The 22,763-nt window shown below is 68.8% G+C and carries 19 protein-coding genes; 9 read left to right on the top strand and 10 right to left on the bottom strand.

Annotated features, from left to right (window positions below):
* Positions 1–6: 6 nt before the first annotated feature.
* The 4 genes from AC1DJH_RS15610 to AC1DJH_RS15595 form a co-directional block, all read right to left on the bottom strand.
* Positions 7–732: a hypothetical protein gene (locus tag AC1DJH_RS15610; RefSeq protein WP_478186265.1), complete on the bottom strand. Its 726-nt coding sequence runs from the start codon at positions 730–732 to the stop codon at positions 7–9.
* Positions 733–734: 2 nt separating this feature from the next.
* Positions 735–3,227: a TonB-dependent siderophore receptor gene (locus tag AC1DJH_RS15605; protein ID WP_478186264.1), complete on the bottom strand. Its 2,493-nt coding sequence runs from the start codon at positions 3,225–3,227 to the stop codon at positions 735–737.
* Positions 3,228–3,340: 113 nt separating this feature from the next.
* Positions 3,341–4,369: a FecR domain-containing protein gene (locus tag AC1DJH_RS15600; RefSeq protein ID WP_478186263.1), complete on the bottom strand. Its 1,029-nt coding sequence runs from the start codon at positions 4,367–4,369 to the stop codon at positions 3,341–3,343.
* Positions 4,366–4,872, bottom strand: coding sequence for a sigma-70 family RNA polymerase sigma factor (locus tag AC1DJH_RS15595; protein WP_478186262.1), 507 nt, complete (start codon positions 4,870–4,872; stop codon positions 4,366–4,368). Before AC1DJH_RS15595 ends, AC1DJH_RS15600 begins: the two co-directional genes overlap by 4 nt.
* Positions 4,873–5,041: 169 nt before the next feature.
* Between AC1DJH_RS15595 and AC1DJH_RS15590 the strand changes: the two genes are divergently transcribed.
* Positions 5,042–5,263, top strand: coding sequence for a hypothetical protein (locus AC1DJH_RS15590; RefSeq protein WP_472115361.1), 222 nt, complete (start codon positions 5,042–5,044; stop codon positions 5,261–5,263).
* 21 nt (positions 5,264–5,284) lie between these two features.
* On the opposite strand, the gene AC1DJH_RS15585 is transcribed toward AC1DJH_RS15590, so the two are convergent.
* On the bottom strand, positions 5,285–5,845 hold the full coding sequence (locus AC1DJH_RS15585) for a hypothetical protein (RefSeq protein ID WP_478186261.1): 561 nt from the start codon (positions 5,843–5,845) through the stop codon (positions 5,285–5,287).
* 13 nt (positions 5,846–5,858) lie between these two features.
* Between AC1DJH_RS15585 and AC1DJH_RS15580 the strand changes: the two genes are divergently transcribed.
* A complete protein-coding gene (locus AC1DJH_RS15580; protein ID WP_478186260.1) occupies positions 5,859–6,788 on the top strand; it encodes an SMP-30/gluconolactonase/LRE family protein in 930 nt (309 codons plus the stop codon).
* A 61-nt stretch (positions 6,789–6,849) separates the two neighbouring features.
* Here AC1DJH_RS15580 and AC1DJH_RS15575 read toward each other — a convergent pair whose 3' ends face one another.
* The 3 genes from AC1DJH_RS15575 to AC1DJH_RS15565 are packed head-to-tail and all read right to left on the bottom strand — an operon-like array spanning position 6,850 to position 11,562.
* Positions 6,850–7,782: a dimethyl sulfoxide reductase anchor subunit family protein gene (locus tag AC1DJH_RS15575; RefSeq protein WP_478186259.1), complete on the bottom strand. Its 933-nt coding sequence runs from the start codon at positions 7,780–7,782 to the stop codon at positions 6,850–6,852.
* Positions 7,783–7,786: 4 nt separating this feature from the next.
* A complete protein-coding gene (locus AC1DJH_RS15570; protein WP_478186258.1) occupies positions 7,787–8,620 on the bottom strand; it encodes a 4Fe-4S dicluster domain-containing protein in 834 nt (277 codons plus the stop codon).
* Positions 8,617–11,562: a molybdopterin oxidoreductase family protein gene (locus AC1DJH_RS15565; protein ID WP_478186257.1), complete on the bottom strand. Its 2,946-nt coding sequence runs from the start codon at positions 11,560–11,562 to the stop codon at positions 8,617–8,619. The genes AC1DJH_RS15570 and AC1DJH_RS15565 overlap by 4 nt, the downstream gene beginning before the upstream one ends.
* Before the next feature lie 82 nt (positions 11,563–11,644).
* Here AC1DJH_RS15565 and AC1DJH_RS15560 point away from each other — a divergent pair, with 82 nt between their 5' ends.
* Complete coding sequence (locus AC1DJH_RS15560) at positions 11,645–12,577, top strand: LysR family transcriptional regulator (RefSeq protein WP_478186256.1); 933 nt, start codon at positions 11,645–11,647, stop codon at positions 12,575–12,577.
* A 4-nt stretch (positions 12,578–12,581) separates the two neighbouring features.
* Here the strand turns inward: AC1DJH_RS15560 and AC1DJH_RS15555 are convergent, their stop codons facing one another.
* Both AC1DJH_RS15555 and xsc read right to left on the bottom strand, forming a co-directional pair.
* Positions 12,582–13,784, bottom strand: a complete 1,203-nt coding sequence (locus AC1DJH_RS15555) for an acetate/propionate family kinase (protein WP_478186255.1) — start codon at positions 13,782–13,784, stop codon at positions 12,582–12,584.
* Positions 13,785–13,788: 4 nt separating this feature from the next.
* Positions 13,789–15,621, bottom strand: coding sequence for a sulfoacetaldehyde acetyltransferase (gene xsc, locus AC1DJH_RS15550; RefSeq protein ID WP_472115389.1), 1,833 nt, complete (start codon positions 15,619–15,621; stop codon positions 13,789–13,791).
* A 160-nt stretch (positions 15,622–15,781) separates the two neighbouring features.
* On the opposite strand from xsc, the gene AC1DJH_RS15545 reads away from it, so the two are divergent.
* The 6 genes from AC1DJH_RS15545 (at position 15,782) to sauS (ending at position 22,763) form a co-directional block, all read left to right on the top strand.
* Positions 15,782–16,630, top strand: a complete 849-nt coding sequence (locus tag AC1DJH_RS15545; RefSeq protein ID WP_478186254.1) for an IclR family transcriptional regulator — start codon at positions 15,782–15,784, stop codon at positions 16,628–16,630.
* Positions 16,631–16,661: 31 nt separating this feature from the next.
* Positions 16,662–17,663 carry an AAA family ATPase gene (locus AC1DJH_RS15540; protein ID WP_478186253.1) on the top strand — a complete coding sequence of 334 codons (1,002 nt, stop codon included), beginning with the start codon at positions 16,662–16,664 and terminating at the stop codon, positions 17,661–17,663.
* On the top strand, positions 17,660–19,399 hold the full coding sequence (locus AC1DJH_RS15535) for a cobaltochelatase CobT-related protein (protein ID WP_478186252.1): 1,740 nt from the start codon (positions 17,660–17,662) through the stop codon (positions 19,397–19,399). The genes AC1DJH_RS15540 and AC1DJH_RS15535 overlap by 4 nt, the downstream gene beginning before the upstream one ends.
* A gap of 113 nt (positions 19,400–19,512) precedes the next feature.
* Entirely contained in the window at positions 19,513–20,316 is an 804-nt protein-coding gene (locus AC1DJH_RS15530) for an IclR family transcriptional regulator (RefSeq protein ID WP_478186251.1), read from the top strand.
* Positions 20,313–21,311, top strand: a complete 999-nt coding sequence (locus tag AC1DJH_RS15525) for a tripartite tricarboxylate transporter substrate binding protein (RefSeq protein WP_478186250.1) — start codon at positions 20,313–20,315, stop codon at positions 21,309–21,311. Before AC1DJH_RS15530 ends, AC1DJH_RS15525 begins: the two co-directional genes overlap by 4 nt.
* A gap of 18 nt (positions 21,312–21,329) precedes the next feature.
* Positions 21,330–22,763, top strand: a complete 1,434-nt coding sequence (gene sauS, locus AC1DJH_RS15520) for an acylating sulfoacetaldehyde dehydrogenase (protein ID WP_478186249.1) — start codon at positions 21,330–21,332, stop codon at positions 22,761–22,763.

Here is a 22,763-nt window from a genome sequence, read left to right as displayed (position 1 = left end):
TGTTGTTCAGCGGTTGCCGGCGGCCCAGTCGACCGCTGCGTCGAACAGCAGCCGGCCCGCGGGTGAGAGGTTGGTGAAGGTGTCGTTGCCGAGGAAGAACATCACCCGGCGCGCCGGCGCGAGCGACTCGTAGTCCATGGTGGCGCCCTTCTCGTAGCCGAAGATCGCCGCCTTCTCGGGTTGGCCGTACAACGTGGCGATGGTGGTGGCGCCCAGCCCGGGCTTGCCCCAGCTCATGCCGGCCTGCTTGACGTAGACATTGGTCACGCCGGCCGGCAAGCCCGCCGCCATCGGATGCGGCGCGTTGACGAGCCACAGGTAGCGTTCTTTCGCGGCCTCGCCGAAGTCGGTGTCGTGCCGCTTGCCGGTCATGGCGAGGTCGTCGAGCAGGTCGTTTTCCCAGGTGAGCAACGGCACAGGCAGCTGGCGCCACGCGGGGTTCACGTCCTTGGCCGCGACGCTGGACGAGACGACGACAAGGTCCGCGCCGGCCGCCACGGTGGGCGCGGCCGACTGGTCTTGCAACGCCACGGCAAAACCGCGGCTCTCGAGGTGCTGCCTGAGCTTCTCGTCGACCGGCAGGCTCGGTCCGTCGCGCTGCACCAGCATCACCACGAACTTGCGTTCCTGGCCCGCCGGCTGCGCGGCATGGACGCCGGCGCCAAGGCCGCACGCGAGCACGAAGACGGCGAGGCGCCGGTTGATTCTCTCGGCAAGAGACACGGCCTTCATCTTCAGAACTCGAACGTGGTCAGGAACGAAACCTGCCGTGCATCGCCCATGGCAATGAAATAGGTGTTCGCCGCCGACGGGTAGTAGGTCTTGTCGAACAGGTTCTTCACGTTCAACTGGAACTTCACCTTCTTGCCGTACAGGCGCGTGTCGTAGGTGGCGAATGCGTCGACGGTGGTGTAGCCCGGCAACTCGAAGCTGTTGGCCGAATCGCCCGCGCGCTTGCCCACGTGGTGCGCACCGCCCCCCAGGCGCAGCCGGCCTTCGCCGCCGAACACCTGGCCGAAGTCGTACACCACCGAGACCGAGGCTGTCTGGCGCGCCACGTTCCACAGCCGGTTGCCCGCGTACAACGGGTCTTCCGTGGTCTTGGCATCGATGTAGGCGTAGCTCGCAATCGCGCTCCAGTTCTTGCTCAGCTGGCCCGCCACGTCCACCTCCAGGCCGCGCGAACGGGCCGCGCCCGAGGTGCGCCAGTCCGTCAGCTTGGTCACGTCGTTGAACTGGGAGACCAGCACGTTCTTCTTGTGGATGTCGAACAGCGCCACGGTGCCCGTCATGCCGCCCGGCAGGTCGAGCTTGGCGCCCAGCTCCCACGACTTGGCCTCTTCGGGCTTCACCGACGCGTCGAGCACGTAGCCGCTCGACAGCGGCGCGATGGTCGAGGCCGGCTTCAGCGATTGGGTGTAGCTGCCGTACAGCGACACCGTGTCGCTCCACTTGTAGATCAGCCCCAGGCGCGGCAGCAGCTTGGAGCCGTCGGTGTCGGTGTTGACCTTGAACGGACGCCCGCGCCCCGCCAGCTGGGTCCATGCCTGATAGCGCAGCGCGGCCACGGCGATCCAGCGGTCGCTCAGGTGAATCGAGTCCTGCAGGAACAGCGACTGGTTGTGCAAGCGGTCGGTCTGGTCGCTGTCGCTGGCAGACACGGTGCTGGACGGGGCCTCGAGCCCGTACACCGGGAAGATGTAGTTGAAGGTGCGCGTGGTCGCCTGGCGCAGCAGGTCGGCGCGGTAGATCTTGCGGTACTCGGCGTCCCAGCCGAACTGCAGGTCGTGGCGCATGCCTGCCGCCTCGAGCGTGCCGTCGACGTATGCCGTGGCGTAGCTGTCGGTGCTCAGCGCCCCGTGCGTGGCGTCGTTGCTGCGCGCGAGCGTGCCGCGCGTGGTGTTGATGCCGTTCACGCGCAGTTGGTTGGCGTCGTAGGTTTCTCGGTTGTAACTGAGGTTCACATGGCCGGCCCAGCCGCCGCCGAACTGGTGGTCGACCGACAGCTGCGCGAGGTGCGTCTCGCCGCTCATTTCGTTGAAGGGCTCGTCCAGGCGCTGCGTCCTGGGCAGCGCGAGCGGGCGCTGCGTGCGCGGGTCGAGCGCGGTGCCGCGGTCGAAGGGTGTCACGTACTTGCGGTACTCGTACCAGAACACGGCCTGCGTGTCGTCGCCGTACCAGGCGAGCGAGGGCGCCACCAGCGTCTCGCGGTGCCTGCCGAAATTGCGCCAGTAGTCCTCGTCCACATGGTCGGCGATCAACCGGTACGCGAGACCGTTCTCGCCGATGGGACCGGTGGTGTCCAGCGTGGCGCCGCTGCCGTTGCGCCCGCCCGCATAGCCCGAGCCCAGCAGCGACAGCGAGGTGCGCTGGCGCAACTGCGGCTTCTTGCTGACCACGTTGACCACACCGCCCGGGTCCATCAGGCCGTACAGCAGCGACGACGGGCCCTTGAGCACCTCGACGCTCTCGGCCGCCGCGTTCATGCCGCGACCCTGCACCAGCGGCATGCCGTTGTGCATGATCGAGCCGTCGCGGTTGCCGCCGAAGCCGCGCTTCATGATCGTGTCCTGCGTGCCGGCCAGGGTGTTGCCCTGGTTGATGCCGCTGACGTTGGTGAGCGCGTCGTCGATGTTGCGCGGGCGCTGGTCGCGAACGACCTGCGCCGGCACCACGTTCACCACCTGCGGTATCTCCAGCACCGGCGCGGTCGTGCGCAGGGTCGATGCGTCGGGCGTGGGCTGGTAGCGGTCGTCGGCGTCTGCCGGCACGGGCGCCGCGCGCGCCACCACGCGCACCGCGGGCAGCGTGCCGTCGGCGTCTTCGGCGTCTGCCGCCGAGACAGCCTGCGCCGGTGCGGCCTTGCGCAGCGTGAACTCGCCCGCGCCCCCCTCCACCGCCTCCAGGCCCGTGCCCGACAGCAGCGCTGCAAATCCCGCGCGCACCGTGTAGTTGCCTTGCAGGCCGCCGGACTTCAGGTCCTTCGTGCTCGCGGGGTCGAACGACAGCGCCACGCCCGAGGCCGCGGCAAAGCGCCCCAGCACCGACGCCAGCGGTCCGGCATCGATGCGGTAGGCCCTGGTTGCGGCGCTTTGCGCAGGGGCGCCGGCGGCGGGCTCGGCGGCAGCGGCCGCCAGCGGCATCGCAAGGGCGGCCGCCAGCAGGCACAGCGCCTTGCGAACGGGGGTGGGAGACGGGTGCACGGGCATTCGGGCTTCCTTCGGCATGGAGGGCTGTCCATGGCGCTCGCCATGGTTCTTAGAGGTAGGCCGAACGAAACCGGAAAAGATGAAAGAAATGGCGAAGATATTTTTGCAACGCGGCAAAAGCAGCCCCGCGCTCAGGCCGGCACCAGCGACACCCAGTAGCGCGTCATGCCGCTCGCACGCACCGGAAACGCCCGCGTGAGAACGGCCAGCGCCTTGTCGGTGTCGTCCAGCGGAAACGCCCCCGACACCCGGATGCCGGCCACCGCCGCGTCGCACACCAGCCGTCCGCGCCGGTAGCGCGAGAGTTCGGCCACCACCTCGTCGAGCCGCCAGTCATTCACGACCAGGCTGCCCTGCGACCAGTCGGCCGCGCCGGCATCGGCCTGCCCCGGCTCGCCGATGCCGTCGCTGCCCAAGCTCACCTGCTGGCCCGAGCGCAACGTCACCACCTGCCCGGGCCGTTGCGCGGCGCGAATCTCGACAGCGTCTTCCAGCACCGTGACGGCCGTTCGCTCGCCCTCGGTGCGCACGGTGAAGCGCGTACCCAGCGCCAGGATGCGGCCCTGCGGCGTTGCCACCATGAAGGGCCGCGCATCCTTGTCGCCGGGCGCTTGCGGCTTGGCCGTCTCGACGAGGATCTCGCCGTCGCGCAGCGTCACGAGCCGATGCGATGCGTCCATGGCCACGTCCGCCGAGGTGCGGGTGTTCAGCATCAGCCGCGATCCGTCGGCCAGCAGCACGGAACGTTGCTCGCCGGTGCCCGTGCGGTAGTCCGCCAGCCAGGCGCGCCAGCTGCCCTGCACGCCGCCCATGTCCGCCGCCTGCCAAGACAGGTACGCGAGCGAGCCGCCCGAGGCCAGCACCGCCAGGCCGCGCAGCACGCGGCGCCGCTCGGGCTGCGCCGCGCGCAAGGTGGGCGCGGCGATGTGCCCGGGCACGCGCCTGAGGGTGGTCTGCATCGATGCCAACCGCTGCCACGCGCGCCGATGGTCGGGGTGTGCGTGGTGCCAGCGTTGCCAGGCCTCGCGGTCGGCATCGGTCGCCTCGCCCGAGCACAGGCGCGCGTACCAGGCAATCGCATGCCGGCGGACCTCGGCTTCGCGGGGGGCCAGCAGCGCGATGCCGCCGCTGTTCGGGGTGCGTTCGAAGGCGGGCTTCACGGCGCCAGCAGGTAGCAGTGCTCCAGCGCCTTGAGCATGTAGTTGTTCACCGTGCGCACCGTCACATGGAGCCGCTCGGCGATCTCCTTGTAGGTCAGCCCGTCAAGCTGCGACAGGATGAAAGCCTGGCGGACCGGCGGCTTCATGCCGTCGAGCATCGCGTCGATGGCGGTGAGCGCTTCCAGCACCAGGGCGCGCTCCTCGGGCGACGGCGTCTGCGGCTCCGGCAGCGCGGCCAGCGTATCGAGATAGGCGCGTTCGAGGGCGCGGCGGCGGTGAAAGTCGACCACCAGGCCGTGCGCGATGGTTGCGAGGTAGGCGCGCGGTTCGGCCGCGGCCACCGGCCCGGTCTTGCTCAGCACACGCACGAAGGTGTCGTGCGCGAGGTCGGCCGCGTGGTGCGAGCAGCCCAATTTCTTGCGCAGCCAGCCGTGCAACCACCCGTGGTGGTTGCTGTAAAGCGATTGCACCTCGTGCTGCAACACGAACTCGGCGGCCGGCATGGGTTCTACGCGCAGCAGAATGCACCGCGCCCTGGATTAATACGAATGGTTCTCAATTGTAGCGAACTCGTGAGACGGCCAGGATGTAGCGCCATGTAATTTCCACGCACGCGTGTTCGACCGTTGCGCCTACAAGCACTGACAGGGCGCCATGGAAGACTCACCGCCCATGGTGGAAGCACAAAACCTGGACCAGAACGGCCTTGCAACCCTCGCTGCGGAGTGGCGCAGGCGCGCCTTGCGAGGTGATCACAACGCGCGCGGCATCGCGCATGCGCTGGAGGTCGAACTGAGACGAATGGCGGGTGCGCCGCCACCGCCGAGGCACGAGCTGGACACCCGCCACCTGGAACTGCGCCAGGCGCGCAGCCCTTGGTGGAAGCGCTGGTAGCGCCGCCCTGAACCCCGGACTTCAGTCGTCCACGCCCTCGAGGGACCGCGCGTACAACGCCGTTTCAGCCGGCGTCATCGCATCTTCCAGCGCAGCAAGTTCGAGCTGCTCGTAGTCGTGCGCGATCCATTCGAACATGTGCGAGCGCGGCATGTGCGACAGGTCTTCGCCGTCGCACCAAGGCTGCAGCCGTGTAGCCGCGCTGCTCAGCAGGAACCGCAGGTACAACGCCCGCGCCACCCGAACGGCGGCCGCCTTGTCGGGATCCGTCAGCTGGTCCCGATACGCCGCCAGACGCCGTTCGCAGACTGCCAAGCGCACCTGTGCCTTCACCATGCCGTGGGTCGTGACATCGACCGCCCGACACCGCGACTCCTCCATGCGATGAAACTCGCACAAGACCCTTGCATAGGCGTGCTGCTGAAGAAGAAGGAGCGCGTGGTCCAGAAAGCTTGATTGCATGGTGGCCCCATCTGACTGTTTCTCGGCAGTGGGCGGGCGTAGGACTTGGCGCAAAAAAAACGCACGACCATCCTCACGACGCAGGCAGCCCGTAGCAAACTGGTCGACCTCAAAGCCCATTCAAGGAGCTCCGATGCGCATCCGTGAACTCGCCACCGGCCTGCAGTTTCCCGAAGGCCCGATTGCCATGGACGACGGCTCGGTGCTGCTGGTCGAGATTGCGCGCGGCACCCTCACCCGCGTGCGCGCCGACGGCCTGGTGCAGAAGGTGGCCGACCTGGGCGGCGGGCCGAACGGCGCGGCCATCGGGCCCGACGGCGCGGTGTACGTGTGCAACAACGGCGGCTTCCAATGGCACACCGAAGCCGACGGCTGCCTGCGCCCCGTCGGCCAGGCCAAAGACTATTCGGGCGGCCGCGTCGAACGCGTAAACCTCGCCACCGGACGCGCCGAGCGCCTGTACGACACGGTTGATGGCGGCGCGCTGTGCGGGCCCAACGACATCGTGTTCGACGCGCACGGCGGCTTCTACTTCACCGACCTGGGCAAGACCCGCGAGCGAGACATGGACCGCGGCGGCCTGTTCTACGGCCACACCGACGGCGGCGCAGCACACGCCATTGCGCGGCCGGTGATGACGCCCAACGGCATCGCCCTGTCGCCCGACGGGCAAACGCTCTACTACGCGGAGACCGAAGGTGCGCGCGTCTGGGCCTTCGACATCGCCGCGCCAGGCCGCGTGCGAAAGGACGGCTGGCCGTCGCCGCATGGCGGGCGCATGCTCTGCGCCTCGCCGGGCGGCCACTACCAGCGCTTCGATTCGATGGCCGTCGATGCGCTGGGCAACCTCTGCGTGGCCACGCTGCTGCACGGCGGCATCAGCATCGTCACGCCCGACGGCGCCACCGTCGAGCACGTGCCGCTGCCCGACCGCTACACCACCAACATCTGCTTCGGCGGGCGCGACCGCCGCACGGCGTTCGTCACGCTCTCGGGCAGCGGACGGCTGATTGCCATCGACGACTGGCCCACGCCGGGGCTGGCGCTGAACTACTCAACCTGAGGGGCTTCCGGGCACATGCCCCGGACTTTGGGTTTCGGCGAGCACTGAAGAACTGCGAGGCCTACGACACCACCTGGTAGTACAGGTTCTGCGGATGCTTCGCCTGCGCGAAGAAGAACCAGCGCTCGGCCAGCAGGCCCGGCGCCTGCACCGCCACCGCGAGCAACCAGGGCACGACGGCCGTGCTCGCCATGGCCCACACCACCAGCAGCGCAGGCACCACGAAGGCCAGCAACAGGAAGCCGAGCTTCATGTTCTTCAGCGCCACCAGCGACGCACCATGAAAGAACTCGCGCGTGTTGAACGACCCGGCCGACATGCCCATCGACTTCTGCACCAGCTTGTGCGTACGGATGCCGGTGGCCGACTGCAGCGTGGACTTGTGGCGGATGCCTGCATTGCGACGCAGCGCCTTGCCGCGCGCCGCCCAGGCCGCCAGCGTGGCGACCAGCGCCCACGGCCCGAACACCTGCACGAAGCGCGCTTCCGCGGCCAGCGCCGCCATCGCACAGGCCAGCATCAGCCCCGACGACAACCCGATCAGCGTGAAGTTGACGACGGTCAGCGGATGCGCCCATTCCTCGATGAAGCGCAGGCACGCGTAGATCATCGCGGTGCAGTACCAGAGCAGCGCGGCGCCGCACAGCACCGCCAGCGGCAGCAGCCACGACCACGGCGCGCCGAAGCCGAAGTGCAGCGACAGCCACCACAGCCCCACCAGCGCGATGAACGCCGGCAGCACGATCACCTCGCGCGACATCCACGAAGTGCGCCACATCAGCACCGCGCGCCATGCGCGTGTCTTGCGTCCCAGGTGCATGAACGATGCGGCCAGGCCGGCCACCAGCAGCACCTCGGCCACGCCCAGTGCCACGCTCAGGAAGCCCGGCGCCAGCTCCAGCCCGAAGAGCGCGGCCAGCGCGAGCGTGAACACCAGCCCCTGCGCCGCGCCTGCCAGCGTGGTGAAGAAAAGAATCGAGAACGCGGGATGCATGCGGCTACTCCGGTGCCTGCGCCGGCTGCGTGATGTGCCGCGGCAGGTACTGGTTGGCCGGGTTCGTGTCCCACTCGGGCATCAGCTGGTAGCCGCCGCGCTCGCGGATGGCTTTGGAGACATCGGAGTCCGGGTCCTTCACGTCGCCGAAGATGCGCGCGCCCGTGGGGCAGGCCTTCACGCAGGCGGGCTTGCGGTCTTCCTTGGGCAGCTGCTCGTCGTAGATGCGGTCCACGCACAGGGTGCACTTGGTCATGACCTGGCGTTCTTCGTCGAGCTCGCGCGCGCCGTAGGGGCAGGCCCACGCGCAGTACTTGCAGCCGATGCACTTGTCGTAGTCGACCAGCACGATGCCGTCTTCCTTGCGCTTGTAGCTTGCGCCCGTGGGGCACACGGGCACGCACGGCGGGTCTTCGCAGTGCAGGCAGCTCTTGGGGAAGTGGATGGTCTCGGTGGCGGGAAAAGCGCCGGCCTGGTAGGTCTGCACGCGGTTGAAGAAGGTGCCGGTGGGGTTGGCGGCGTAAGGGCGCTCGTCGGCCAGCGGACCGGCGCTGCCGGAGGTGTTCCATTGCTTGCAGGAGGTGACGCAGGCGTGGCAACCGACGCAGACGTTGAGGTCGATGACGAGGGCGAGTTGCTTGGCCAGGGTTTCGCCGGGCTCGGCGCGCACGGTGTTGGCATGACTCCCTCCCCCTCTGGGGGAGGGCTGGGGTGGGGGCACGTCGGCCTTCAATGCAACGAGGCTTCCAGCTCCAACGCCGATGCCCCCACCCCCGCCCTCCCCCAGAGGGGGAGGGAGCGATACCGGGGCCATCAAATCCTTCAACCACTGCATCATTTCTTCCCCCTCCCCGCAAAGTACGTCAACACACTCGCCGCCTTCCCCAACACCCCCGGCACCGACGGCATGCTCCCCGTCTGCGGAAAGCTCTCTTCCGGCTCGCCCGGCTCCGCCGGCCGTATGCGCACCCGCACGTCGTACCACCCGGCCTGCCCGGTGATCGGGTCCGAATTGCTGATGGTCCCGCTCGCCGTTCCAGCACAAGGCAGCTCCTCGCTGATCAGGTGGTTCAGCAGGAAGCCCTTGCGCGCCTCGTCCGAGCCGGGCGCCAGCTGCCACGCGCCATCGGCCTTGCCGATCGCGTTCCACGTCCACACCGTGCCCGGCTCCACCGCCTCGCTGTAGCGCAGCATGCAGCGCACCTGGCCCCAGCGGCTTTCCACCCAGCACCAGCCGCCGTCGGCAATGCCTGCGGCCTGCGCGGTCAGCGGGTTCACATGCAGGTAGTTGTGGCTGTGGATCTGCCGCAGCCACGCGTTCTGCGAGTCCCACGAGTGGTACATCGCCATCGGCCTTTGCGTGAGCGCATTGAGCGGGTACGCGGCGAGATCGGTCGCGGCTTCTTCCAGCGGCGGATACCAGAACGGCAGCGGATCGAAGTACGTGTCGATGCGCTCGCGCAACGCATCGGGCGGCTGCCGTCCCGCGCTCTTGCCCTGCGCCGCGAGGCGAAAGCTCTGCAGCGTGTCGGAATACAGCGCCAGCTGCACCGGGTCGTTGCGCTGGCGCCAGCCCTTGTCCTTGGCAAAGTCCAGGTACTCCCGGTTCCAGTTGCGCATGTAGTGCATGGTCTCGGGCATGTGGTACTGGAACACGCAGTTGTTCTGCGCATAGGCTTCCCACTGCCTGGGGTTCGGCGCGCCGCGCAGGTGCTCGGTGCCGTCCTTGCCGCGCCAGCCCATCAGGAAGCCGATGCCCGGCTGCGGCTCGAAGTTGACGACGAAGTCCGGGTAGCCCGTGTACTTGCGCCCGCCCTCGGGCGTGGTGAAGGCCGGAAACTTCAGCCGCGAGGCCAGCTCGATCAACACCTCCTGGAACGGCTTGCACTCGCCCGTGGGCGGCACCACCGGCACGCGCACCGAATCGACCGGCCCGTCGAACTCCGAGATCGGGCGGTCGAGCATGCCCATCACGTCGTGGCGCTCCAGGTACGTGGTGTCGGGCAGCACCAGGTCGGCAAAGGCCACGGTCTCGCTCTGGAAGGCATCGCACACCACCAGGAAGGGAATCATGTGCTCGCCCTTCTCGTTCTTGCGGTTGAGCATCTCGCGCACGCCCATGGTGTTCATGCTGGAGTTCCAGGCCATGTTGGCCATGAAGATCATCAGCGTGTCGAGGCGGTATGGGTCGCCCTTCGCCGCGTTGGTGATCACGTTGTGCATGAGCCCATGCGCCGACAGCGGGTGCTCCCACGAAAACGCATGGTCGATGCGGATGGGCGAGCCGTCGGGGTTGATGGCCAGCTCTTCCGGGCTGGCCGGAAAGCCCAGCGGCGCGGCATTGAGCGGCGTGTTCGGCTGGATCATGCCGGGGTCGTTGAAGGCCCGGTAGTTGGGCACGATGTGGCGCGGGTACGGCGCCTTGTGCCGGAAGCCGCCCGGCGCGTCGATGGTGCCGAGCACGCTCATCAGCACCGCGAGCGCACGCACCGTCTGGAAGCCGTTGGAGTGCGCCGCCAGGCCGCGCATCGCATGAAAGGCCACGGGCCGCGCCTGCGTGCTCGGGTGCTTCTTGCCCCAGGCGTCGGTCCATGGAATGGGCAGCTCGAAGGCTTGCTTGAGCGCCGTCTCGCCCATCTCGCGCGCCAGCTGACGGATGCGCGCCGCGTCGATACCGGTAATGGCCTGCGCCCACTCGGGCGTGCAGCTGGCCACGCGCTCGCGCAGCAGCTGGAACGACGGCGCCACGCGCGTGCCGTTGGCCAGTGTGTAGTGGCCTTCCAGCGCCGGATCGCAGCCGTCTGCAATGCCTTCGGGGTAGGCGTTCTTCACGCTGCCGCTCGCCGTGTCCCACACCAGCTTGTTGTGCGGGTTGCGGCCGTCGCCGGGCGGCCCGCGCTGCGGGTCGGGATCGAAGGCGAACAGCCCCTGCCGCTCGCAGTCGTCGAGCACCACCAGCTGCGGCGCGTTGGTGAAGCGCTTCAGGAACGCGTGGTCAAGCAGGTCGCTCGCAATCAGCTCGTGGAGCAGCGCCATGAAGAGCGCGCCGTCGGTGCCCGGCTTGATAGGAATCCACTCGTCCGCGATCGCCGAGTACCCGGTGCGCACCGGGTTGATCGAGATGAAGCGCCCACCCGCCCGCTTGAACTTGGCGATGGCGATCTTCATCGGATTGCTGTGGTGGTCTTCGGCCGTGCCGATCATCACGAACAGCCTGGCGCGATCCAGGTCCGGACCGCCGAACTCCCAGAAGCTGCCGCCGATGGTGTAGATCATTCCCGCGGCCATGTTCACCGAGCAGAAGCCGCCGTGCGCCGCGTAGTTGGGCGTGCCGAACTGCCGCGCGAACAGGCCCGTGAGCGCCTGCATCTGGTCGCGCCCCGTGAACAGCGCGAACTTCTTCGGGTCGGTCGCGCGAATCCTGCCGAGCCGCTCGGTCAGCATGTCGAAGGCGCGTTCCCAGCTGATGGGCTCGAACTCCCCCGCCCCGCGCTCGCTGCCGGGCTTGCGCAGCAGCGGCTGCGTGATGCGCGCGGGCGACACCTGTTTCATGATGCCCGACGACCCCTTGGCGCAGATCACGCCCTGGTTCAGCGGATGCTCCGGGTTGCCGTCGATGTAGCGAACCTCGGGCCCCTTCTCGCCGTCGCGCAGGTGCACGCGAATGCCGCAGCGGCACGCGCACATGTAGCAGGTGGTGGTCTTGACCGTGGTCTCGGCCGTGGGGGTGGGTGCCGACAGCGGGTCGTGCACCGGCTCGCGAGACAGGAACTTGAACACGGTCGGTCCTTTGTTTTCATGCGTGGCAAGACCGATCGTATGGGCCCGTCATCAATCGGAAAAGCGCAGAATATCTTTCACCATGACCGGAAAAACAGATCAACTTCCCACGCAGCGGCTGCGCCTGAACCTGCGCCAGCTCGAGGTGTTCGTGGCCACCGCGCGCGGTGGCAGCACGCGCGCCGCGGCCGACCGCATCGCGCGTTCGCAGTCGGCGGCCAGCAGCGCGCTGGCCGACCTAGAGGTGTCGGTCGGCGTGCTGCTGTTCGACCGCATCGGCCGGCGGCTGGTGCTCAACGAGAACGGCCGCGCCCTGCTGCCCAAGGCCCAGGGGCTGCTCGACCAGGCCGGTGAAGTGCAGGCCCTGTTCAGCGGCGAGCATGCGGCGCCGCTGCGCGTGGCCGCGAGCTTCACCATCGGCGAGTACCTGCTGCCCGAGCGCATGACGCAGTGGACGGCGCTGCATCCGCAGAGCCAGGTGCACCTGCACATCGCCAACACGCGCGACGTGATCGACGCCGTGGCGGGCTTCGACGTCGACGTCGGCTTCATCGAAGGGCCGCAGACGCACCCCGACCTGGTGGTGCGCGCCTGGCGCAGCGACGAACTGGTGATCGTGGCCGCGCCGGGCCACGCGTTGGCGGGCCGCGTGGCCACGCACAGGCAGCTGTCGCAAGCGACCTGGGTGCTGCGGGAGCATGGTTCGGGCACGAGGCAGGTGACCGACGCGTGGCTGATCCAGAACCTCGAACAGGTGATCGTGGGCTTCGAGCTCGGGAGCACCGAGGCCATCAAGCGGGTGGTGGCCTCGGGCACCGCCCTGGCCTGCCTGTCGCGCTACACCGTGGCGCAGGCGCTGGAAGACGGGCACCTGGTCGAGTTGCGCACGCGCTTGCCCGCAGGCATGCGCAAGCTGGCCACGGTGATGCACCGCGACAAGCTGCTGGGGGGCGCGACGGCGGACTTTCTTCGCCACTGCGGCGCCAGCGTGCCGCGCGCGGCCACGGCGCGTTGAGTGATCAGCCCGCGCGCAGCAGGCGCGCGGTGTGGCGGGCAATCACCGCTTCTTCGTCGGTGCGCAGCACCCATGCGCTGACAGGGCTTTCTGCGGTGGTGAGAAGGGCAGCGGCGCCGTCCTTGGCAGCCGCGTCGACATTCACGCCCAGCCACTCGCAATCTTCGAGAATGCGGCCCCGCAGCAGTGCATCGTTCTCGCCGATGCCGCCGGTGAACACGATCGCGTCTACACCGCGCAGCGCGGCCGCGAGGCTTCCCATGTGCTGCACGACCTGCTCGGTGAAATGGTCGATGGCTGCGGCCGCGGCAGGCTCGGCGGAGGCATGCAGGGCACGCATGTCGCTGGAAACGCCCGACAGGCCGAGCAGCCCCGACTCGCGGAACAGCAGCGTCTCGACCTCGTCGGCCGACATGCCGCGCGAGCGCAGCAGGTACAGCACCGCGGCCGCATCGATGTGGCCGCAGCGCGTGCCCATGGTCAGCCCGTCGAGCGGCGAGAACGTCATCGTCGTCGCGACCGAGCGGCCCTGCACCATGCCGCACATCGACGCGCCGTTGCCCAGGTGCGCGACGATCACGCGCTTTTGCGCGAGCGCCGGCGCAAGGGCGGTGAACTGCGCAACGATCGATTCGTACGACAGCCCATGGAAGCCGTAGCGCCGCACGCCCGCGCTATGCAGGGCACGCGGCAACGCGAAGCGCCGGTTGACCTCGGGCTGCACCGCATGGAAGGCCGTGTCGAAGCACGCCACCTGCGGCACGCCCTCGAACGCCTTCATTGCCGCACGCACGCCCGCGAGGTTGTGCGGCTGGTGCAGCGGCGCCAGCGGCTCGAGTTCGGCCAATGCGTCAAGCAACGCCGCATCGACGCGCACCGGCGCCACGAAGTCCGTGCCGCCGTGCACGATGCGGTGCCCCACCGCCGCGATGCGCCCGCTGCCGGCCTCGTGCGCATGCCATTCGAGCAGGGCGGCCAGCGCGCCCTGGTGCGAGGCCTGCGCGCCGTCCAGCGCCTCGTCGAGCAGCGGCTGCCCCTGCGCGTCGTGCACGCGCAGCCGCGCCTTCAGGCCCGCGCCCAGGCCGTCGGCCTGGCCCGACCAGCGTGCCGGCGGCAACGCGCCGTCGCTGCCCGGCTGCATCGCATCGAACAATGCGACCTTGATGGACGAGGAGCCCGCGTTCAGCGTCAGCAGCGAATCGGTCATGCGTTCAGACGTAGTCCTTGTACTTGTCGAGGAAGCGTACCGGCTTGGACAGCGCGTCGCGGCGGAACGGGTCGCCCAGCTCGCGGGTGCACATGATCTCGATGACGCAGGTCTTGCCTTCGTTCATCTGCATGTCGATGGCCTTCTTCAGCGCCGGGCCCACGTCTTCGATCTTGTCGACCACGATGCCTTCGGCGCCCATGGCCTTGGCGATGCCCGCGAAGCTTTCGCTCTCGAGCTCGCCGGCCACGAAGCGGCGGTTGTAGAAGTCGACCTGGTTCTTCTTCTCCGCGCCCCACTGGCGGTTGTGGAAGACCACGGCCGTCACCGGAATGTCGTGGCGCACGGCCGTCATGATTTCCGACATGCTCATGCCCCAGGCGCCGTCGCCGGCATAGGCCACGGCCGGGCGGTCGGGCGCGGCGCACTTGGCGCCGATCATGGTGGGCAGCGAGTAGCCGCAGTTGCCGAAGCTCATCGGCGCGAAGAAGCTGCGCGGCTCCTCGAAGCGCAGGTAGCTGTTGGCAATGGCGTTGATGTTGCCGATGTCGGTGGACACCATCACGCGCGGGGGCATGGCCTTCTCGAGCTCGCGCAGCACCTGGCGCGGGTGCAGGTAGGTGCCGCCGGTGGGCGTCTTCTCGCCCTTGGCCTCTTCGATGGCGTCCAGGCTGTATTGGTCGCGCTCGTGGGTCCACTCGTCGAGTTCCTTTTCCCAGGCGGCCTTCTCGGCCTTGATTTTTTCCGCGCGCTCGGCCTTGGTGGCGTCGCAGGCCAGCGTCTTGCCCTGCAGGCGCTTGAGCAGTTCCTTGGCGGTGGCCTTGGCGTCGCCGTGGATGCCCACGGTGATCTTCTTCACCAGCCCGAGGTTGGTGTGGTCGGCCTCGACCTGGATGATCTTCGCGTCCTTGGGCCAGTAGTCCATGCCGTGCTGCGGCAGCGTGCCGAAGGGGCCCATGCGCGAGCCGAGCGCCAGCACCACGTCGGCCTGCGCGATGAGCTTCATCGCGGCCTTGGAGCCCTGGTAGCCCAGCGGGCCGGCCGCGAGCGGATGGCTCGCGGGGAACGAGTCGTTGCGCAGGTAGCCGTTGGCCACCGGGGCGCCCAGGCGCTCGGCCAGCGCCTTGCACTCTTCCACGGCGTCGCCCATCACGACACCGCCGCCCGAAAGAATCACCGGGAACCTGGCCGAGGCCAGCAGTTCGACGGCCGCGTTCAGGCTGTTCTCCCCGCCCGCGCCGCGCTCCACGCGCATCGGCTTCGGGATCTCGGTGGTGAGCTCGCCGTAGAAGTAGTCGCGCGGAATGTTGAGCTGCGTCGGGCCCATCTCGGAGATGGCGCGGTCGAAGCAGCGCGCCGTGTACTCGGCCATGCGCTTGGGGTTGTTCACGTGGCCCTGGTACTTGGTGAACTCCTGGAACATCGGCAACTGGTTGGCCTCCTGGAAGCCGCCCAGGCCCATGCCCATGGTGCCGGTCTCGGGCGTGATCATCACCACCGGGCTGTGCGCCCAGTAGGCCGCCGCGATGGCCGTCACGCAGTTGCTGATGCCGGGGCCGTTCTGCCCGATCACCACGCCGTGGCGGCCCGACACGCGCGCATAGCCGTCGGCCATGTGCGCGCCGCCCTGCTCATGCACCACCGGCACGAGGCGGATGCCGGCGGGCGCAAAGATGTCCATCGCGTCCATGAAGGCCGAGCCCATGATGCCGAAGATGTCGGTCACGCCGTTGGCGACCATGGTCTCGACGAAGGCCTCGGAGGGGGTCATCTTCTGCACGCCTGTGACGGCTTCTCGCGAGGCTCGAACAGGGGCGGCGGGTTGCTTCTGGCTCATGGAAGTCGTCTCCTGGTGGAATGGGGCGGTCGGGTTGAAACTTGAAAGTCGGAACTGCTTGTTCCGAAATTCGTTTCGGCGGAATATAGGACGCCACTGGCATCTCGTCAAACAATTTACAAAATTCGATACGCCACGTCTCTTTTTTTGTGAAAAGACTATGATCCGCGCCATGAAGATCGTCAAAGCGCTCCCGTCGGAGACCGTCGACGCCGCCGAACCCGCCGGGCTGGACGGCGACTCGCCCACCATGCGCCTGTTCGCGCTGCTCGAAGTCATGGCGGCCAAGGACCAGCGCCATTCGCTGCAAGGCCTGGTCGAGCAGACCGGCCTGCCCAAGCCCACGCTGCACCGCATGCTGCAGCAGCTCGAAGGCGCGGGCCTGCTGCAGCGCGAAGGCGACGGGCGCCACTACGGCATCGGCACGCGGCTGCGGCGGCTGGCCGAGAACCTGCTGCTCAACGACAGCCTGCACGGTGCGCGCCATACGGTGCTGCGTCAACTGGTGGAAGAAATCGGCGAAAGCTGCAACCTCACGGCGCTGTCGGGCAGCGAGGTGGTGTACCTCGACCGCGTGGAGACCGCCGCGCCGCTGCGCTTCTACCTGCACCCGGGCTCGCGCGTGCCGGTGCACTGCTCGGCCAGCGGCAAGGTCTTTCTCTCGCAGATGGGCGCGGCGCAGCGCCGCCGCCTGCTCCACAGCGCGCCGCTGGAAGCCTGCACGCCCCGCACCCTGACCGACCCCGGCGCGCTCGAAAAGGAAGTGCAGCGCGTGCGCAAGGACGGCTACGCCATCGACCATGAAGAGTTCCTGCCCGGCCTGCTGTGCATCGCCACGCGGGTGCCGTCCGGCGACGACGCGCCCTCCAACCTGTGCATTGCCGTACAGGCGCCGGTGATGCGGCTCGACGCCGCCAAGGCGAAGACGCTGCTGCCCGCGCTGCAACGCGCAGCGCTCGCGCTGAGCCGCATCGGCACCGATGCGGCCGCCGAGCGCGCGCAGGCCTGACCTCTTCCACAGAATCCACAGAAAGCCGCCCGTGACCGATACCGCAGACCTCCGACCGGACCGAATGCTCAGCGTGCGCGAGGTGTTCGGCATCGACACCGACCTGCAGGTGCCCGCCTTCAGCCATCGCGAAGGACTCGATGGCCTCGAAGACCACGTGCCCGAAGTCGACGCGGTCTACCGCTTCAACCCCGACGTGACGCTCGCCATCCTCGCGGGCTTCATGCGCGACCGGCGCGTGATGGTGCAGGGGCTGCACGGCACCGGCAAGTCGACGCACATCGAGCAGGTGGCCGCGCGGCTGAACTGGCCCTGCGTGCGCCTGAACCTCGACGGCCACATCAGCCGGCTCGACCTCGTCGGCAAGGACGCGGTGGTGCTGCGCGACGGCCAGCAGGTCACGCAGTTCCAGGAGGGCATCGTGCCCTGGGCGCTGCAGCGGCCCGTGGCGCTGATCTTCGACGAGTACGACGCGGGCCGGCCCGACGTGATGTTCGTCATCCAGCGCATCCTGGAGCGCGACGGCAAGTTCACGCTGATGGACCAGAACCGGGTGCTGCGCCCGCACCCGTTCTTTCGCCTGTTCGCCACGGCCAACACGGTGGGCCTGGGCAACCTCAACGGGCTCTACCACGGCGCGCAGCGCCTGAACCATGCGCAGATCGACCGCTGGAACATCGTCGCCTCGCTCAACTACCTGCCGGCCGCCGAAGAGCTCGCGATCGTGCAGGCGCGCGTGCCCTCTTTGGCCGACGAGGCCGGCACCCGGCTGGTCGCCTCGATGGTCGCGGTGGCCGACCTCACCCGCAAGGGCTTCGCCGCGGGCGACCTGTCGACGCTGATGTCGCCGCGCACCGTCATCACCTGGGCCGAGAACGTCGAGATCTTCAAGGACCCGGCGCTGGCGTTTCGCCTGTCTTTCGTCAACAAGTGCGACGACGCCGAGCGTCCCCTGGTCGCCGAGTATTTCCAGCGCTGCTTCGACCGCGAACTGCAGGAGTCGCACCAGCTGTCGGCGGGCGCGCGCGAATGAGCCAAGCGCCTGCATCGGCCAGCGCGATGCAGCGCAAGGTGCGGCAGGAAGAGCTGGTGGCCGAGCTGTGCGCGGGCGTGGTGCGGGCCTTCAGCGGCGAGCGCGACCTGCACTTTCGCGGACGGCGGCTGCATCGCGGACGCGTGGCGCTCCCGTGGTTCGCGCCGCACCTGCATCCGTCGCCAGACACCGACGACTTCGCATCGTTCCGCGGCGTGGCCGACGGCCTGGCGCTGCGGCTCACAGAATCGAACGCGGCGCTGCACGACAGCCTGCGGCCCGAAGAGCCCGTCGAGCGCATGCTGTTCGAGATGCTCGAGCAGTTCCGCGCCGAGGCGATGGCGCCCGAAGTCATGGCCGGCATGCGCCGCAACCTGCGCCACCGGCATGAACAGTGGTCGCTGGCCTTCCATCACTCGGGGCTGACCGACACCGCGCGCGGCCTGTTGCTGTATGCCGTGGCACAGATCTGCCGCGCCCGCGTCAGCGGCCAGCAGGTGGTGGAGGCAACCGAAGACATGCTCGAAGCCACCCGCTTCGCGCTTGCGCCGCTGATCGGCCATGCGCTGGCAGGCCTTCGCCGCGACCGCACCGACCAGGCCGCCTACGCGGTGCACGCGCTGGCCATCGCACGCACCGTCGCCGCGATGCTGCACGAGGCCGGCGAAGAAAGCGCAGCCGCGCGCGACCCGCATGTGGACGACAAGCGCAGCGTGTTCAGCCTGGTCACGGACATGGACCGGGAGATCATCGAGCGCTTCACCACCGCGGAGTCGGGCCGCAGCGCGGTGCTCGACGAGGCGGGCGGCAGCTACCGCGTGTTCACCGGTGCCTACGACCGTGAACAGGACGCCGCCACGCTCGCGCGCAAGGACGTGCTGGCAGAGCACCGCGACAAGCTAGACCGCCGCATTGCCGCGCAGGGCGTGAACATCGCCCGCCTCGCGCGCGAGCTGCGCGCCCTGCTGGCCGAGCCCGAGCGCGACGGCTGGAGCGGCGGGCAGGAAGAAGGCCTGATCGACGGCCGCCGGCTCGCACAGCTGGTCGCCTCGCCCACCGAGCGCCGCCTGTTCCGCACGGAGCGCATGGAGCCGGTGGCCGATTGCATGGTCACCTTTCTCATCGACTGCTCGGGCTCGATGAAGGAGCACGCCGAGTCGGTGGCGATGATGGTCGACGTGTTCGCGCGCGCACTCGAACAGGCCGGCGTGACCAGCGAGGTGCTGGGCTTCACCACCGGCGCATGGAACGGCGGACGCCCGCAACGCGAGTGGGTGCGCGCGGGCCGCCCGCCCCACCCCGGGCGCCTGAACGAACGCAGCCACCTCGTCTTCAAGGCCGCGGCCACGCCCTGGCGCCGCGCACGCCCTGCCATGGCCGCCTTGCTCAAGGCCGACCTGTTCCGCGAAGGCATCGACGGCGAGGCGCTCGACTGGGCCTGCACGCGGCTGCGCGCGCGCAGCGAGGCGCGTAAGCTGCTGCTGGTCATTTCAGACGGCTCGCCGATGGACAGCGCCACCCACCTGGCCAACGACGCGCACTACCTGGACCATCACCTGCGCGACGTGGTGGCGCGCCAGGAGCAGCGCGGCGACATCGCCATTGCCGGCATCGGCGTGGGCCTCGACCTGAGCCCGTACTACAGCCGCAGCCATGTGCTCGACCTCGCGGCCTCCAGCGGCAACACGATCTTTCGCGAAGTGATCGACCTCATGGCCGGGCGCCACCGGCGCTGAAGCGTTCGGCACTGCATCCAGGTTGCTGGTTGACAAAGCGCCACCGACATTCCTACAGTGCGTTTCAAATCCAAGAACGCAGTTCCAAAATTTGGAACACCCGAGACAAACCCATGGACTCCACGCTTGCCAAGGGCCTTGCCGCCCTCGAATGGATGGCGCGCCAGCAGCGCGACTGCCGCGTCACAGACCTGGCCCAGGCCTTCGGCATGGCGCGCAGCAACGCGCACCGCACGTTGCAGACACTCGTCGAATGCGGCTGGGCCGTGCAAGACCCCGGCACCAGCGCCTACCGTCCCAGCCTCAAGCTCTTCGAACTGGGCGCATTGGTCGGCGAGGCCGCCGATGTGGGGGCCCTGCTTCGACCGCACCTGGCCGCGCTGGCGCAAGCCACGGGCGAGACCATCCACCTGGCCGTGCTCGACGGCGCCGACATCGTCTACCTCGACAAGTTCGACAGCCCCCTGCCCGTGGCCGCGTACTCCCGCGTCGGCGGCCGGGCCCCGGCGTACTGCGTGGCCTCGGGCAAGGCGCTGCTGGCGGCCGCTTCGCTCGATGCCGCCGCGCTGCGGCAACGCCTCGGCGCGCTGGTGGCACACACCGGGAACAGCATCACCGACATCGATGCCCTTCTTCTGGAACTGGCGCGCACACGCACACGCGGCTATGCAGAGAACCGCGAGGAATGGCGCCTGGGCGTGTGCGGCCTCGGCGCGCCGGTGTTCAACGCACGCGGCGAAGCGGTCGCGGCCGTGGGGATGAGCGTGCCGTCGATCCGCTTCGCACGCACGCAGGCGCGCCTGCTGGCCGGGCGCCTCACGGCCTGCGCGCGCGACGCCAGCCTCACGCTGGGCTACCGCGCGCGTGCGGCGGCAGGCCCCGTGGCGGACACCCCGAAGCAAAGGAGACTCGAATGACGCTGTTCTTCACCTCCCGCCTGCGCCCCTTGCTGTGGGCCGCGGCCGCGATCCCGGCGCTGCTGGCGCCCCTTTCTTCGCACGCCGACACCGGCGCCGACTACCCCACCAAGCCGATCCGCCTGGTGGTGCCCTACCCGCCCGGTGGCGGCACCGACGTCATCGCGCGCATCGTGCAGGAGCGCTTCCAGACGCTGCTGGGCCAGCCGGTGCTTATCGACAACCGCGGCGGCGCGGCCGGCTCCATCGGCACCGAGCTGGTCGCCAAGTCGGCGCCCGACGGCTACACCGTGCTGTTCACGCTGTCGTCGCACACCATCAACCCGGCCATCTACAACAAGCTGGGCTTCGACACCGCGAAAGACTTCGCACCGGTCGCCATGGTCGCCTCGCTGCCGCAGATCCTGGTGGCCAACATGCAGTTCCCGGCCAGCACGGTGGCCGAGCTGGTGGCCATGGCCAAGGCCAAGCCCGACGGCATTTCCTTCGCCTCGGTCGGCAACGGCTCGCCCGGGCACCTGGCCGGCGAGCTGCTGAAGCTGCGCACCGGCACGCAGATGACGCACATTCCCTACCGCGGCGGCGGCCCCGCCGTGACCGACGTGATGGGCGGGCAGGTGCCGCTGCTGTGGGTGTCCATTCCCGCCGCGGCGCAGTTCGTGAAGGCCGGCAAGCTGAAGGCGCTCGCGGTGTCGACCACCCGGCGCAGCGCGGCCTTCCCCGACGTGCCCACCATGCAGGAAGCCGGCATTGCCGACTTCGACGTCGACTCCTGGTACGCCGTGTTCGTGCCCGCGAAGACGCCGCAACCCGCCATCGACAAGCTCAACCGCGTGATCAACACCGTGGTGAAGGAACCCGACATCCGCGACAAGCTGCTGGCCCAGGGCAGCGAAGGCGTCGGCGGCACGCCCGAACAGCTGGGCAAGGTCGTCACCACCGAACTCGTGCGCTGGCAAAAGCTGGCCAAAGAGGCAAACATCAAAGTCGATTGACCGACACGGACAGACGCCATGGAACATTCGAATCCCTCCCCCATCGCCGAACTCGTGGCGCGCGCGCGCGCCGCACAGCGCATCTACGAAACCTGGTCACAGGCGCAGGTCGACACCGCCGTGGTCGCAGCCGGCTGGGCCATCGTCGAGCCGGCGCGCAACCGCGAACTGGCCGAACTGGCGGTGGCCGACACCGGCGTGGGCAACGTCGAGGACAAGGTGCGCAAGAACCACCGCAAGACCTTCGGCCTGCTGCGCGACCTGCACGGGGCGCGCTCGGTCGGCGTGATTGCAGAAGACCCGGCACGCGGCATCGTCGAGATCGCGCGGCCCGTGGGCGTGGTCTGCGCCATCACGCCCTCGACCAATCCCGGCGCCACGCCGGCCAACAAGATCATCAACGCGCTCAAGGGGCGCAACGCGGTCATCGTGGCGCCTTCGCCCAAGGGCTGGTCGACGGCGGCGCGGCTCGTCGGGTTCATCCACGCGCAGTTCGACCGCATCGGCGCGCCCCGCGACCTGGTGCAGTTGCTGCCCTCGCCCGTCAACAAGCAATCGACCGCCGAGCTGATGCGGCTGTGCGACCTGGTGGTGGCCACAGGCTCGCAGGCCAACGTGCGCGCGGCCTATGCGAGCGGCACCCCGACCTTCGGCGTGGGCGCGGGCAACGTCGCCGGCATCGTCGACGAAACGGCCGACGTGGTGGCCGCGGCAGACCGCATCGTGCGCTCCAAGACCTTCGACAACGCCACCAGCTGCTCGTCGGAGAACAGCCTGGTCATCGTCGATGCGGTGCGCGCGCAGATGCTCGCCGCGCTGAAGGACCGGGGCGCAGTGATGCTCGCCGCCCCGCAGAAAGCCACGCTGCAGGCGCTGATGTGGCCGGAGGGAAAACTCTCGCCCGCCGTCATCGGCCAGTCGGCGCGCGCCATCGCCGAACGCGCGGCGGCGCTGGACGGGGCCAACCGCGCGGGGTGGCAGGCCATTGCCGAGGCCGACCCGCGCATCCTCATGGTGGCCGAAGACGGCGTGGGCCACGACCATCCGTTCTCCGGCGAGAAGCTCAGCCCGGTGCTCGCGGTGTACGCCGCGCCCGACTTCGCGCACGCCATGGCGACCGTCGCGCGCATCTACGCCTACGAGGGCGCCGGCCACTCGGTGGGCCTGCACAGCGCGGAGCCCGAACGCGCGCTCACGCTCGGGCTCACGCTGCCGGTGGCTCGCGTGATCGTCGACCAGGCGCACTGCATCGCCACCGGCGGCAGCTTCGACAACGGCCTGCCGTTCTCGCTGTCGATGGGCTGCGGCACCTGGGGCAAGAACAATTTCTCGGACAACATGAACTACCGCCACTACCTGAACATCACGCGCGTGTCGCGGCCGATTCCGGAGGTGGTGCCAACCGAGGAGCAGATCTTCGGCGCGTTCTTCGCCGCGCACGGCGCCAACTGA

The organism is Variovorax sp. 10N412 (assembly GCF_056394985.1).
The sequence above is the reverse complement of the archived record's forward strand: the minus strand, read 5'-3'. Positions and strand labels throughout refer to the sequence as shown.

What these genes read in the sequence shown, in the direction of transcription:
- AC1DJH_RS15610 (WP_478186265.1), bottom strand. Translation starts at nt 732, where the DNA reads ATGAAGGCCGTGTCTCTTGCCGAGAGAATCAACCGGCGCCTCGCCGTC.
- AC1DJH_RS15605 (WP_478186264.1), bottom strand. Translation starts at nt 3,227, where the DNA reads ATGCCGAAGGAAGCCCGAATGCCCGTGCACCCGTCTCCCACCCCCGTT.
- AC1DJH_RS15595 (WP_478186262.1), bottom strand. Translation starts at nt 4,872, where the DNA reads ATGCCGGCCGCCGAGTTCGTGTTGCAGCACGAGGTGCAATCGCTTTAC.
- AC1DJH_RS15590 (WP_472115361.1), top strand. Translation starts at nt 5,042, where the DNA reads ATGGTGGAAGCACAAAACCTGGACCAGAACGGCCTTGCAACCCTCGCT.
- AC1DJH_RS15585 (WP_478186261.1), bottom strand. Translation starts at nt 5,845, where the DNA reads ATGGGCTTTGAGGTCGACCAGTTTGCTACGGGCTGCCTGCGTCGTGAG.
- AC1DJH_RS15580 (WP_478186260.1), top strand. Translation starts at nt 5,859, where the DNA reads ATGCGCATCCGTGAACTCGCCACCGGCCTGCAGTTTCCCGAAGGCCCG.
- AC1DJH_RS15575 (WP_478186259.1), bottom strand. Translation starts at nt 7,782, where the DNA reads ATGCATCCCGCGTTCTCGATTCTTTTCTTCACCACGCTGGCAGGCGCG.
- AC1DJH_RS15570 (WP_478186258.1), bottom strand. Translation starts at nt 8,620, where the DNA reads ATGATGCAGTGGTTGAAGGATTTGATGGCCCCGGTATCGCTCCCTCCC.
- AC1DJH_RS15560 (WP_478186256.1), top strand. Translation starts at nt 11,645, where the DNA reads ATGACCGGAAAAACAGATCAACTTCCCACGCAGCGGCTGCGCCTGAAC.
- AC1DJH_RS15555 (WP_478186255.1), bottom strand. Translation starts at nt 13,784, where the DNA reads ATGACCGATTCGCTGCTGACGCTGAACGCGGGCTCCTCGTCCATCAAG.
- xsc (WP_472115389.1), bottom strand. Translation starts at nt 15,621, where the DNA reads ATGAGCCAGAAGCAACCCGCCGCCCCTGTTCGAGCCTCGCGAGAAGCC.
- AC1DJH_RS15545 (WP_478186254.1), top strand. Translation starts at nt 15,782, where the DNA reads ATGATCCGCGCCATGAAGATCGTCAAAGCGCTCCCGTCGGAGACCGTC.
- AC1DJH_RS15535 (WP_478186252.1), top strand. Translation starts at nt 17,660, where the DNA reads ATGAGCCAAGCGCCTGCATCGGCCAGCGCGATGCAGCGCAAGGTGCGG.
- AC1DJH_RS15530 (WP_478186251.1), top strand. Translation starts at nt 19,513, where the DNA reads ATGGACTCCACGCTTGCCAAGGGCCTTGCCGCCCTCGAATGGATGGCG.
- AC1DJH_RS15525 (WP_478186250.1), top strand. Translation starts at nt 20,313, where the DNA reads ATGACGCTGTTCTTCACCTCCCGCCTGCGCCCCTTGCTGTGGGCCGCG.
- sauS (WP_478186249.1), top strand. Translation starts at nt 21,330, where the DNA reads ATGGAACATTCGAATCCCTCCCCCATCGCCGAACTCGTGGCGCGCGCG.